We start from the raw sequence: 12,294 nt of genomic DNA, 5'->3' as shown, positions 1-12,294 counted from the left end.
CCTTGTATCCCCCCCCCCAGCGCGGCTGCCCTCTTTTTTGCCTGGCGAACATAGCGAGTGGGAACCACCCGACCCCATGCCGAACTCGGAAGTGAAACCACTCTGCGCCGATGATAGTGCGGCCGAACTGTCGTGCGAAAGTAGGTCATCGCCAGGCGCCTTATACCAAACCCCCACAGTCAAAACGACTGTGGGGGTTTTTTTTTGGTGGTGTAAAGCGACATTGAGGCTAGAACGGAAGCGGTCATGGAACAGTTGCGTGGGTGTGTTCTTGGGCGTCTGCTGGGGCAGCTCGCCGACGGTGAGTGGCACAGTAGGGCTCGGCTAATTGCCGAGTGCCGCTGCGCGCGCGCGACCCTCTACCGTGCGGTGGCCGGGTTGCGGCAACGCGGATTGGCCGTGAAAACGGCAACTGGCGGTGGCGGATATCGTCTCTCCGCAGGGTATGAGCCGTTGGATGCGCTTCAGATTGCTGAGTGCGGCGTGGTTCCTCTTGAAAACATTAAGATTTTTTTTCGCCCAGCCTCAACCAATGAGCTGGCAATGGCGCACAGGCTGATAGTGCCCGGCAAACCGGGGCTGGTCTTAGGCGAGTGCCAGATTGCAGGCAGGGGGCGGGCTGGGCGTGCCTGGAGCTCCCCTTTGGGGGGGCTCTATCTGTCGCTAGTGGCTGATCTTGGTCCTCTGACTGCACCGCTGCACGCTCTGGGAGTGGCGGTTGCGGTCGCCCTGGTTAAGGCGTTGCGGCGGGAGGGTCTTCCGGTTAGCTTGAAGTGGCCGAACGATATTCTGCTCGAAGGTAGCAAGGTGGCTGGTATCTTGGCTGAATTACGGGGTGATCCGCGGGGAGGGTGTCGGGTCGTGGTGGGGGTTGGACTGAATTGCTTCGCTGCCCCTCGCGAACGGCCCGCTGCTCCCGGCTACGCCATCGTGCCGATGTCGTACCGGGATGGCGGCGTAGGCGTTGTGTCGCCGTGGCCTGCGGTGGCGGTGCGAGGGGTTGGGCGAAACCGTTTGGGCGTCGTGGTCAGCCAGGCGATCGCGCACGCTCTGCAAGCAGCGGTGGAAGCCCGACTGGGTGGGCTGTTGGCAGAGTGGGCCGATTTTGATGCACTTCAAGGTGAAATGGTGCGGGTCTCGGCGCCTGGGGGTGATGTCGTCGGCGTAGCTGCTGGCATCGATATGCAGGGGCGTTTGTTATTGCGCGGTGAGAGGGGTTTGGAGCGCTTTTCCAGCGCCGAGGTGCGACTTCGGAGCGGTTTGTGATCGTTTTGCTTGATCTTGGTAACAGTGCCGTGAAATGGGCCTATACCCTTGATGATGGTCTCGTCTATGGGGGGCGATGTCCCTACGAAGTCAGCGTGATTCGCGATCAGCTCCGTGCGCGATTGCCACTACACCACACTACGCAAGCCGTGCACGTCGTCGGTGTGTGCGTGGCCCCTCGCGAGCACCGGCTCTGCGTCGAGGCAGGCGTGCAGGAGGCGTTGCGCGGTTTAGCAACGGCGGTTCGCCCGCAGGCTGGAGGTCCCTCATTGAGGACTCAGCGGGTAGAGTGGATTGAACCCGTTCGCGAGGCATATGGGGTGATCAATGGTTATGAGGCAGCGAGCCAGCTCGGTGCCGACAGATGGGCGGCTTTGATTGCGGCACGAGCGGTAGCACCGGCGGGGGCCATCGTCTTGGACGTAGGGAGTGCGGTGACCGTGGATCTGCTCGACGGCGCTGGACAGCATCATGGAGGTGCTATTTTTCCTGGAGTCCGGGCCTTGCAACGGGGCTTAGGTGAGGCCGCTGTCGCGCTGGTCCAGGATCGCGACGTCCTGCAGGTGGGCTGGGAAGAGGTGCTGCCGGCGGATAATACGGTTGATGCCATCGCTGGGGGGCTCTGCTGGGGGTTGGCCGCGGCAATCAATGAGGTAACCGAGCAGTGCATCAAGGGGGTACGAGAGGGGCACGCTAAGTCCCCTCCGGTGTTTCGCTATTTGGCCACCGGAGGCGATCTTCCGGCACTGCGCAATCATTTGCAGCACGCTTGGGAGGTACGTGGTGGTTTGGTGCTTGAGGGGGTGGCACGTGCTGCCGGCGTTGCGCCGCTTCGCCCGGCCGATTACCATGGACAGGGTCGTTGGCTGGCGTAGCTCAGTTGGTAGAGCGGCTGCCTTGTAAGCAGCGGGTCGCAGGTTCGAGTCCTGTCGCCAGCTCCATCTTCTCAGTCGCTGACGTGGGGCCATACCTCTCGGGGATTGCCTCGGGGGTGTTGACAGTCTCGGTCAGGACCTGCAGAATTATGCGTCCTGAATTGGAGGGGTACCCAAGCGGCCAACGGGGGCAGACTGTAAATCTGCTGGCTTAGCCTTCGTAGGTTCGAATCCTACCCCCTCCACCAGATACGATACGATCCCTCGCCCATGGGCGAGGGGGGCGGCTTAGGTAGGCAGCGCTTTGACCTGGCGGGTGTAGTTCAGTGGTAGAACCTCAGCCTTCCAAGCTGATGACGTGGGTTCGATTCCCATCACCCGCTCCAAGCTGGAAGGACGCGCTGACCGTAGGGTTGCCTTTGTTGTGTAGAGACGCTGCGCCCATATAGCTCAGCAGGTAGAGCACTTCCTTGGTAAGGAAGAGGTCACCGGTTCGAGTCCGGTTATGGGCTCCATGTTTTCGATTGCCCGCAGGGTCTGCCGCCCCGGGCAGTGTCGCGTTTGCCAGTCATAACGGGGAGAGCCGTCCATGTCCAAGGAGAAGTTCGAGCGTAAGAAGCCTCACGTGAACGTGGGCACTATCGGTCACGTGGACCACGGGAAGACGACGCTGACGGCGGCGCTGACGAAGGTGTTATCGGGCGCGTACGGGGGTGAGGCGCGAGCCTTTGATCAGATTGACAATGCGCCGGAGGAGCGCGCGCGTGGGATTACGATTGCGACGGCGCACGTGGAGTATGAGTCGGAGCAGCGTCACTATGCGCACGTTGACTGTCCGGGTCACGCTGACTATGTGAAGAACATGATCACGGGTGCGGCGCAGATGGACGGTGCGGTGCTGGTGGTTTCGGCGGCGGACGGTCCGATGCCGCAGACGCGGGAGCACATTTTGTTGGCGCGTCAGGTGGGTGTGCCGGCGATTGTGGTCTTTTTGAACAAGGCGGACATGGTAGACGATGCGGAGCTTCTGGAGCTGGTGGAGATGGAGGTCCGGGAGCTTTTGAGTGATTATGATTTTGATGGGGACAGCATTCCGGTGATCACGGGTTCGGCGCTGAAGGCGCTGGAGGGTGATGATTCGGAGATGGGTCAGCCGTCGATTTTGCGATTGGTTGCGGCGATGGACGAGTCGATTCCGCAGCCGGAGCGTGCGGTGGATCAGCCGTTTTTGATGCCGATTGAGGATGTTTTCTCGATTTCGGGCCGAGGCACGGTGGTGACGGGCCGGGTCGAGCGTGGTGTGATCAAGGTTGGCGAAGAGGTTGAGATTGTTGGTCTGACGGAGACGCGCAAGACGACGTGTACGGGCGTGGAGATGTTCCGCAAGCTTCTCGATCAGGGGGAGGCTGGTGATAACATTGGGGCGCTGTTGCGTGGTACGAAGCGTGACGAGGTGGAGCGCGGTCAGGTGTTGTGTCAGCCGAAGTCGATCACGCCGCATACGCACTTTGAGGCGGAGGTGTACGTTCTTTCCAAGGATGAAGGGGGGCGTCACACGCCGTTTTTCCAGGGGTATCGCCCGCAGTTTTACTTCCGTACGACGGACGTGACCGGTTCGGTGGAGTTGCCGGAGGGTACGGAGATGGTGATGCCGGGTGATAATGTGAAGATGAAGGTTCGTCTGATTGCGCCGATTGCGATGGAAGACGGGCTGCGTTTTGCGATTCGCGAAGGCGGGCGCACGGTCGGCGCCGGCGTCGTCGCCAAAATCATCGAATAATGACGAGTGCGCCTCTCTTGGCCCTTTTCTTTCCGGGGGGTAGGGGTGGCGCGCAAGTCGCGCGTAGCTAGGGGTGCTTTCCTGTAGCGAAGCCGGGAAGGTACAATGATCGAAATAGGCCAGTAGCTCAATTGGCAGAGCAGCGGTCTCCAAAACCGCAGGTTGGGGGTTCGAGTCCCTCCTGGCCTGCCAAATTCTCGACGCGGTCCGGCGGGGTGCCTCCCGCCGGACCGCTTCGGTAGCAGGGTTCATGAAATCGAGCGCTGAAACACGGACCTCTCCTTTCGACGTCGTCAAGTGGATATTGGCTGTTGCCCTGATGGTTGCGGGTGTGGCCGGCTTCTATTTGTACGGTGACCAGCCGCTGTTGCACCGGGTCGGTGGGCTCTTGGCAGCTGTTGCACTTGCTGCAACCGTTTTGGCGACCACAACGCAAGGGAAGGCCTTATGGGTCTTCACGCAGGGCGCCAAGCAAGAGCTTCGCAAGGTGGTTTGGCCGACGCGGCAAGAGACATTGCAGACGACTCTGTTGGTCGTTGTCGTCGTCATCATTGTGGCGGTGTTCCTGTGGCTTATGGATCTGCTGCTGCTTTGGTTGGTGGGCATGATTACCGGCCACGGAGGCTGAGCATGGCGCTGCGTTGGTATGTAATCCACGCCTATTCGGGATTTGAGAAGCAGGTGCAGCGCTCCTTGAAGGAGCGTGTTCGACGCGCTGGGATGAGCGAGAAGTTTGGTGAAATCCTGGTGCCCACGGAAGAGGTCGTGGAAATGCGCGAGGGGCAAAAGCGCAAGAGTGAGCGCAAGTTTTTCCCCGGTTATGTCCTCGTGCAGATGGAGCTCGACGATGAGACGTGGCACCTGGTCAGAGAAGTGCCGCGGGTGATGGGCTTTATCGGCGGGCGCCCTGATCGTCCAGCCCCGATCTCGGATCGGGAGGCGGAAGCGATTCTTAATCGGGTGCGCGAAGGCGCGGAGAAGCCGCGGCCTAAAGTGCTCTTTGAGGTTGGCGAGGTGGTCCGGGTGATCGACGGGCCCTTTACCGATTTCAACGGAGCGGTCGAAGAGGTCAATTACGAGAAGAGTCGTCTGCGCGTTGCGGTCTTGATCTTTGGGCGTTCGACGCCGGTCGAGCTTGAGTTCAGCCAAGTCGAGAAGACGTAATCGTCAGCGGAGTCAAGCCTGGCGTAGCCGAGTTTGCTATGACACCGTGAGCCGAGGCCGTGCTCACGGTGTTTGGGTTGTCGAAGCGGGGAGCCCTAATAGGCGTCGGAACCCGCGATAGGAGCTAGATTCGATGGCGAAGAAAATCGAAGCCTACATTAAGTTACAAGTGCCAGCAGGGCAGGCTAATCCCAGCCCTCCGGTGGGGCCCGCATTGGGGCAACACGGCGTTAACATCATGGAGTTCTGTAAGGCGTTCAACGCCCAGACCCAAGAGATGGAAGCCGGATTGCCGGTGCCGGTCGTGATCACCGTCTACAGTGATCGCAGTTTCACTTTTGTAACCAAGACCCCGCCAGCTCCGGTCTTGCTGCTCAAGGCGATCGGTGTCAAGAGTGGTTCGGGGACCCCGAACACGAAGAAGGTTGGCACCGTGCAGCGTGAACAGCTTGAGGAGATCGCGCGCACGAAGTGGCCCGATCTCAACGCGGCGGACATGGATGGTGCTGTGCGCTCGATCGCTGGGACTGCGCGCAGTATGGGCATCGATGTGGAGGGGGTCTAAGCGATGGCGAAGCTGAGCAAAAGACAACGGACGATCCGCGAGCGCGTCGATCGCGCCCAGCACTATTCGGTCGATGAGGCCCTGACGCTGGTCAAGGAGTTGGCGACGGCGCGTTTCGTCGAGAGTGTCGATGTTGCGGTCGGACTCGGTGTCGATCCGCGGAAGTCGGACCAGATCGTGCGTGGTTCGACAGTGCTCCCTCACGGCACTGGTAAGAGCGTGCGAGTTGCGGTCTTCGCGCAGGGCGAACAGGCCGAAGCGGCGAGCAGTGAAGGGGCGGATGCCGTCGGTATGGATGACCTGGCAGAGCGGATGCAGGGCGGTGAACTCAACTACGATGTGGTGATCGCAGCGCCTGATGCGATGGGAGTGGTCGGACGTTTGGGTCCGGTGCTGGGTCCCCGTGGTTTGATGCCCAACCCGAAGACGGGAACGGTGGCCGCAGATGTTGCCGCTGCTGTGCGCAACGCTAAGGCCGGACAGGTGCGCTACCGTACGGATCGTGGTGGTGTGATCCACTGCGCAATCGGTCGGGCGAACTTCGAGGTTGCAGCCCTGCGGGAAAACCTTCAGGCGTTGCTTGCCGATCTGCACAAGCTCAAGCCGAGCACCTCCAAGGGAATCTATCTCAAGCACATTACGGTCTCCTCGACCATGGGCGCGGGGGTGCGCGTCGATCAAGGCAGTTTGCAGACAGGTTAGGTCGACGAAGAGGCAACGAAAAGGAGTGTAAGTCCGATCCGGAGTGCCTTTAGCTCTGCCGACAGTCACAGAGTAGGGCGGGATTGAAGCCGGATCGGGGATATTGGGCCGACAGGGAGGCCGGTTGTGGCTGTCGCGACGACAAGGAGAGCCGTCCGAGACCGCCGGTGCCCTTGGTAAGGGTATAAGGCAGGTATGAGGTCAAACTGTACCTGCCGGGGGCTTAAAGGGCTGAGGTGTGGCCCGCCAGCGTAGACGGTGGCGCAAGCGAGGAGCCTGCACTTCGCCACCGTGAAGCCGGCTCGAGAGAGCCGAGAAGCGTCCCCGCTGGGACGTGCCATCGGCTCCCGGGAGGCGACTTCCGAGGAGAGCAACCTTCCCAGGAGATGGACGATGGGACTGAGTCTGGAACAGAAAAAGGCGATGGTGCAGGAGGTGTCGGCGGTGGCGCAACAGGCGCTGACCGCGGTCTCCGCCGAGTATCGGGGCCTTTCTGCCGGGGAGATGGACCAACTGCGCGCTCTGGCGCGCGAGCGTGGTGTCTACCTGCGTGTCGTCAAGAACACGCTGGCCCGGCGGGCCGTTGCTGGCACCGATTTTGAGTGCCTGACCGATACGCTGCACGGCCCGCTGCTGCTGGCGTTCTCTCAGGAGGACCCGGGTGCTGCGGCGCGCTTGGTTCGCGATTTTGCGAAAGAGCACAGCGCATTGGCAGCGCGCAGTGTGGCCTTTGGCGGTACGGCCTACTCTGCTGAGCATCTTGAGCGATTGGCAAGCTTGCCGACGCGCGAGGAGGCGTTGTCACGTCTGATGGCGACGATGCGTGCTCCGGTGCAAAAGCTGGCGACGACCATGAACGAGGTGCCGGGCAAGCTGGTGCGCACGGTGGCCGCGGTTCGCGATGCCAAGCAGGGATCACCTGCCTGACTGGCCACGCTATACACCTGACAAGGTCCAGCCGGATCTTGCTCGCTTGAGTCTTTGAGTTAAGGAGATCACTGAAGATGGCGGTATCGAAAGACGATATTCTCGAGACCATTTCCAACATGACCGTGATGGAAGTGGTTGAGTTGATCGAGGCGATGGAAGAGAAGTTCGGAGTGACCGCAGCGGCAGCGGTTGCTGCGGCTCCGGCGGCGGCTGGTGGCGGTGAGCAGGCCGCTGCCGAGGAGCAGACCGAGTTCGATGTCGTCTTGACCTCGCACGGCGACAACAAAGTCGGCGTGATTAAGGCGGTTCGTGCAGTCACCGGTCTGGGGCTGAAGGAGGCCAAGGAGCTCGTTGAGGGCTGCCCTGCGCCGGTGAAGGAAGGCGCTTCGAAGGACGAGGCCGCAGAGGTCAAAAGCAAGCTGGAAGAGGCCGGGGCGAGCGTCGAGCTCAAGTGAGCGAGGCGTGCCCGGTTTTCGGATCCGCGGCACTCTTTTGTGGGGCTGGCGGCCTGTGGGTCGCCGGCCCGCCTCTGTTGTTAACATGCGAAAATAAAAAGAGAATTTTTCCCGGCCTGAGCCGCGCATGGGGGGTAGCGGGAGTGGCGAGGGGCAGGGCGCGGCGATCGATCCAGCGCACAGGCGCAGGTCGCCATAGTGGAGTGATAAACGGCTGCTGACAAGAGGTATAGCACAGAATTTTGCGCGACGCGCCGTATAGCATGAGCTAGCGGGTGGGTCGCGTGTGGCGTCGCTAGGACGCTAGGTTGACATGATTGATGACCGCGGCGAGGTATGGTGGCCTGCCGTGGCCTGGTTCAAGAAGCTGCTCAAGCGCTGAGGAAGCCCGATGGCCTATTCGTTTACCGAGAAGAAGCGCATTCGCAAGGACTTCGGCAAACTCCCGAATATCCTTGAAGTCCCTTACTTGCTCGCTACCCAGATCGATTCTTATCGGCAGTTTTTGCAGGAGGATGTTGCCGAGGAGCGACGAGAACAGGATGTAGGCCTAGAAGGCGCGTTCCGCTCGGTCTTTCCGATTCGCAGTCATTCCGGAAATGCGGAGCTGCAGTATGTTACGTACCGTGTCGGTGAGCCGCCCTTTGATGTTAAGGAGTGTCAAAACCGTGGTCTAACTTACGCCGCCCCCCTGCGCATGCTGGTGCGTTTGGCGATCTACGACAAGGAGAGTGGTGGCGTTAAAGACATCAAGGAGCAAGAGGTCTACATGGGGGAGCTGCCCTTGATGACCTCCACCGGCACCTTTGTGGTGAACGGTACGGAGCGTGTCATCGTGAATCAGCTGCACCGTTCCCCCGGGGTCTTCTTCGATCACGATAAGGGGAAGAGCCACTCCTCGGGGAAATTGCTCTTTTCAGCCCGGGTTATTCCCTATCGCGGGTCGTGGCTCGATTTCGAGTTCGATCCTAAGGACTCGATTTACGTGCGTATCGATCGGCGGCGCAAATTGCCGGCGACCGTTCTGCTGCGTGCGCTCGGGTACACGTCTGAAGAGATCCTGGAGGCCTTTTTCGAGACCGACCGCTTCGAGTTGCGCGGTGATGGGACCGTTGTCCTTGAGCTGATTCCTGAGCGTTTGCGTGGTGAAACCGCCAGCTTCGATGTCTACCTGGATGGCGAACCGATCGTGCAAGCGGGGCGTCGGGTGACCGCACGGCACGTCAGGCAGCTACAACAGGCCGGGGTCGATCAACTTGAGGTCCCCGAGGAGTATCTCAACGGCAAAATCCTTGCCCGCGATGTGGTCGACCCGGGGACCGGGGAGGTGCTCGTCGAGGCCAATTCGACGCTGACGGGGGATACCCTCCAGAGCTTGCTCGATGCCGGCATTAAGGAGATCGAGACGCTCTACGTCAATGATCTCGATCGTGGCCCCTACATGTCGAATACGCTGGCTGTCGATTCGACGCGCACGCCGATGGAGGCCCTCGTCGAGATTTACCGGATGATGCGCCCGGGGGAACCACCGACGAAAGATGCGGCGGAGAATCTCTTCCATAGCCTCTTTTTTACGGGCGAGCGCTACGACCTCTCACCGGTGGGGCGCATGAAGTTCAACCTCAGGGTTGGGTATGAAGAAGTAACCGGGCCGGGAATTCTCTACGACGGGAAATACTTTGGTCTGCTCGCCGATGGCAACGACGAGGCTGGCAGCCTGCATGAGCGCTACGGCGATGCACACTCCGACGTCTTAGCGGTGTTGCGTGAGTTGATCAATATCCGTAATGGCAATGGCCAGGTCGACGATATCGACCACCTTGGCAACCGTCGGGTGCGTTCGGTCGGCGAGATGGCGGAAAATGTCTTCAGAGTGGGACTGGTTCGCGTCGAGCGCGCTGTGAAGGAACGGCTCTCACTGGCTGAGAGCGAGGGGTTGATGCCGCAGGAGTTGATCAATGCCAAGCCGGTGGCGGCGGCGATCAAGGAGTTCTTTGGCTCTTCACAGCTGTCGCAGTTCATGGATCAGAACAATCCGCTTTCGGAGGTTACGCACAAGCGGCGGATTTCGGCACTCGGTCCGGGGGGGTTGACGCGTGAGCGAGCCGGATTCGAGGTTCGTGATGTCCACTCGACGCACTACGGCCGGGTCTGCCCCATTGAGACGCCGGAGGGGCCGAATATTGGGTTGATTAACTCGCTGGCGGTTTACGCTCGGCCTAACCGGTACGGCTTTTTGGAAACCCCGTATCGGCGAGTGGTCGATGGTAAAGTCACGAATGAGGTCGATTACCTCTCGGCGATCGAAGAGTCGCGCTACGTCATCGCGCAGGCGAATGCGCGCGTCGACGACAGCGGTCAGCTAGCCGACGATTTGATCTCTTGTCGTCATCAGAATGAGTTTACGATGGCGACAGCCGATCGGGTCCAGTATATGGATGTCTCGCCTCGACAGATTGTCTCGGTGGCGGCCTCGTTGGTGCCCTTCCTGGAGCACGACGATGCCAACCGTGCCCTAATGGGGGCGAACATGCAGCGCCAAGCGGTGCCTACCTTGCGCGCAGAGAAGCCCTTGGTCGGTACCGGTATGGAGCGCACGGTTGCGCGTGACTCGGGCGTGATCGTGACGGCCGAGCGCGGCGGTATGGTCGAGCAGGTCGATGCGAGCCGGATCGTAGTCCGAGTCAACGACGACGAGACCAATGCCGGTGAGCCGGGCGTCGACATCTACAACTTGACGAAGTACACGCGCTCGAACCAGAACACCTGCTTTAGCCAGCGGCCGCTGGTCTATGCCGGTGATCGGGTCGAGCGTGGCGATGCGCTGGCCGATGGGCCGTCAACCGATATGGGCGAACTGGCGCTTGGGCAGAACATGCTGGTCGCCTTTATGCCGTGGAATGGCTACAACTTTGAGGATTCGATCCTAATCTCGGAGCGCCTGGTCAAGGAGGATCGCTACACCTCAGTGCATATCGAAGAGTTGACCTGTGTCGCACGCGATACCAAGCTCGGTACCGAGGAGATCACTTCCGACATCCCGAACGTCTCCGAGTCGGCGCTGGCTCGACTCGATGAGTCGGGTATCGTTTATATCGGGGCCGAGGTCAAAGCCGGCGACATCCTCGTCGGCAAAGTGACGCCGAAGGGCGAGACGCAGCTCACTCCCGAGGAGAAGCTGCTGCGGGCGATCTTTGGCGAAAAGGCCTCCGATGTTAAAGATACTTCGCTGCGGGTGCCGAGCGGCATGGATGGTACCGTCATCGATGTGCAGGTCTTCACCCGCGATGGTGTCGACAAGGATGAGCGGGCACGGGCGATTGAGCGTGAAGAGATCGCCCGGGTGCGCAAGGATCTGAATGACGAAGCGCGGATCTTCGAAGACGATGCCTATTCGCGCCTGGAGCGGTTGCTCGTTGGGCGGCAGGCCGAGGGAGGGCCGAACGCCCTTGGCAGCGGCGTCGAGGTCACCGAGGCGTACTTGCGTGGTTTGCCGCGGGAGCGTTGGTTCGAGATCCGCATGCGCGATGAGGATGTCAATCAGCAGCTCGAGGCCGTGCGCCACCAGCTAGAGGCGCAGCGAGAGCGCTTCGAGAAGCGTTTCGAGGAGAAGAAGGCGAAGATCACCGCAGGGGATGACCTCTCGCCCGGGGTGTTGAAGACGGTCAAGGTGCACTTGGCGGTCAAGCGGCGTCTGCAGCCCGGGGATAAGTTCGCCGGACGGCACGGTAATAAAGGTGTGATCTCCATGATTGTCCCCGAAGAGGATATGCCCTTCATGGAGGATGGAACGCCGGTCGATGTGGTGCTTTCACCGCTCGGTGTGCCGTCACGGATGAATGTTGGCCAGGTCTTGGAGACCCACCTTGGATGGGCTGCGAATGGGCTCGGCAGACGGATTGGCGAGATGCTTGAGGCGCGTGCGCAGTTGACCGAGTTGCGCGCGTTCTTGGCGGAAATCTACAACGTCTCGGGCCGCAAGGAAGATCTCGACAGTTTCAGCGACGAAGAGTTGCTCGCCTTGTGTCGTAATCTGCGCGCCGGGGTTCCGGTCGCTTCGCCGGTCTTCGACGGTGCGAACGAAGAGGAGATTAAGCGCTGGTTGCGCTTAGCTGGATTGCCTGAGTCAGGGCAAACGACGCTCTACGACGGACGCACGGGCGATGCCTTCGATCGCCCGGTGACTGTCGGCTATATGTACATGCTCAAGCTCAACCACCTCGTCGACGACAAGGTTCACGCGCGTTCCACTGGGCCTTACTCGCTGGTGACCCAGCAGCCGCTCGGTGGTAAGGCGCAGTTCGGCGGACAGCGTTTTGGTGAGATGGAGGTTTGGGCGCTTGAGGCGTACGGCGCGGCCTACACCCTGCAAGAGATGCTGACCGTCAAGTCGGACGACGTCTCTGGCCGCACGAAGATGTATAAGAATATCGTCGACGGTGATCACCGAATGGAGGCGGGGATGCCGGAGTCGTTTAACGTTTTGGTTAAGGAGATCCGCTCACTCGGTATCAACATCGAGCTGGAGCGGGACGACTGACGACTCTAAGTGGATGA

At 60.6% G+C, this 12,294-nt stretch carries 10 protein-coding genes, 5 tRNA genes and 1 rRNA gene; all 16 read left to right on the top strand.

Translation table 11 applies throughout. The features are described from left to right. Positions 1-40 precede the first annotated feature (40 nt). Positions 41-157, top strand: a 5S ribosomal RNA gene (gene rrf / locus CKO15_RS06690). Positions 158-246: 89 nt separating this feature from the next. Further along, on the top strand, positions 247-1,266 hold the full coding sequence (locus CKO15_RS06685) for a biotin--[acetyl-CoA-carboxylase] ligase (protein ID WP_200193811.1): 1,020 nt from the start codon (positions 247-249) through the stop codon (positions 1,264-1,266). Then, complete coding sequence (locus CKO15_RS06680; protein WP_200193809.1) at positions 1,263-2,141, top strand: type III pantothenate kinase; 879 nt, start codon at positions 1,263-1,265, stop codon at positions 2,139-2,141. The genes CKO15_RS06685 and CKO15_RS06680 overlap by 4 nt, the downstream gene beginning before the upstream one ends. After that, a tRNA-Thr gene (locus tag CKO15_RS06675) sits at positions 2,132-2,207 on the top strand. Before CKO15_RS06680 ends, CKO15_RS06675 begins: the two co-directional genes overlap by 10 nt. Before the next feature lie 97 nt (positions 2,208-2,304). Further along, positions 2,305-2,389, top strand: a tRNA-Tyr gene (locus tag CKO15_RS06670). 64 nt (positions 2,390-2,453) lie between these two features. Next, positions 2,454-2,527, top strand: a tRNA-Gly gene (locus tag CKO15_RS06665). Between the two features lie 53 nt (positions 2,528-2,580). After that, positions 2,581-2,656, top strand: a tRNA-Thr gene (locus tag CKO15_RS06660). Positions 2,657-2,730: 74 nt separating this feature from the next. Continuing rightward, positions 2,731-3,921, top strand: coding sequence for an elongation factor Tu (gene tuf, locus CKO15_RS06655; protein WP_200193787.1), 1,191 nt, complete (start codon positions 2,731-2,733; stop codon positions 3,919-3,921). A gap of 116 nt (positions 3,922-4,037) precedes the next feature. After that, a tRNA-Trp gene (locus CKO15_RS06650) sits at positions 4,038-4,113 on the top strand. A 58-nt stretch (positions 4,114-4,171) separates the two neighbouring features. After that, a complete protein-coding gene (gene secE, locus CKO15_RS06645) occupies positions 4,172-4,549 on the top strand; it encodes a preprotein translocase subunit SecE (RefSeq protein WP_200193808.1) in 378 nt (125 codons plus the stop codon). Between the two features lie 2 nt (positions 4,550-4,551). Then, positions 4,552-5,085 carry a transcription termination/antitermination protein NusG gene (nusG, locus tag CKO15_RS06640; RefSeq protein WP_200193806.1) on the top strand — a complete coding sequence of 178 codons (534 nt, stop codon included), beginning with the start codon at positions 4,552-4,554 and terminating at the stop codon, positions 5,083-5,085. A gap of 133 nt (positions 5,086-5,218) precedes the next feature. Next, complete coding sequence (gene rplK / locus CKO15_RS06635; protein WP_200193804.1) at positions 5,219-5,650, top strand: 50S ribosomal protein L11; 432 nt, start codon at positions 5,219-5,221, stop codon at positions 5,648-5,650. A 3-nt stretch (positions 5,651-5,653) separates the two neighbouring features. Beyond that, a complete protein-coding gene (rplA, locus tag CKO15_RS06630; protein ID WP_200193802.1) occupies positions 5,654-6,352 on the top strand; it encodes a 50S ribosomal protein L1 in 699 nt (232 codons plus the stop codon). Positions 6,353-6,745: 393 nt separating this feature from the next. Continuing rightward, positions 6,746-7,279: a 50S ribosomal protein L10 gene (gene rplJ, locus CKO15_RS06625; RefSeq protein WP_338036012.1), complete on the top strand. Its 534-nt coding sequence runs from the start codon at positions 6,746-6,748 to the stop codon at positions 7,277-7,279. 77 nt (positions 7,280-7,356) lie between these two features. Continuing rightward, positions 7,357-7,737, top strand: coding sequence for a 50S ribosomal protein L7/L12 (rplL, locus tag CKO15_RS06620; protein WP_200193799.1), 381 nt, complete (start codon positions 7,357-7,359; stop codon positions 7,735-7,737). Positions 7,738-8,128: 391 nt separating this feature from the next. Further along, the gene (gene rpoB / locus CKO15_RS06615; RefSeq protein ID WP_200193797.1) at positions 8,129-12,277 is read left to right on the top strand and encodes a DNA-directed RNA polymerase subunit beta; all 4,149 of its coding nucleotides are present in this window, start codon (positions 8,129-8,131) and stop codon (positions 12,275-12,277) included. The last annotated feature ends 17 nt before the right edge of the window (positions 12,278-12,294 follow it).

It is taken from the genome of Halorhodospira abdelmalekii (assembly GCF_016583625.1).
In the GTDB taxonomy this organism is placed as follows: domain Bacteria; phylum Pseudomonadota; class Gammaproteobacteria; order Nitrococcales; family Halorhodospiraceae; genus Halorhodospira; species Halorhodospira abdelmalekii.
This window is presented reverse-complemented; position numbering and strand designations above follow the sequence as displayed.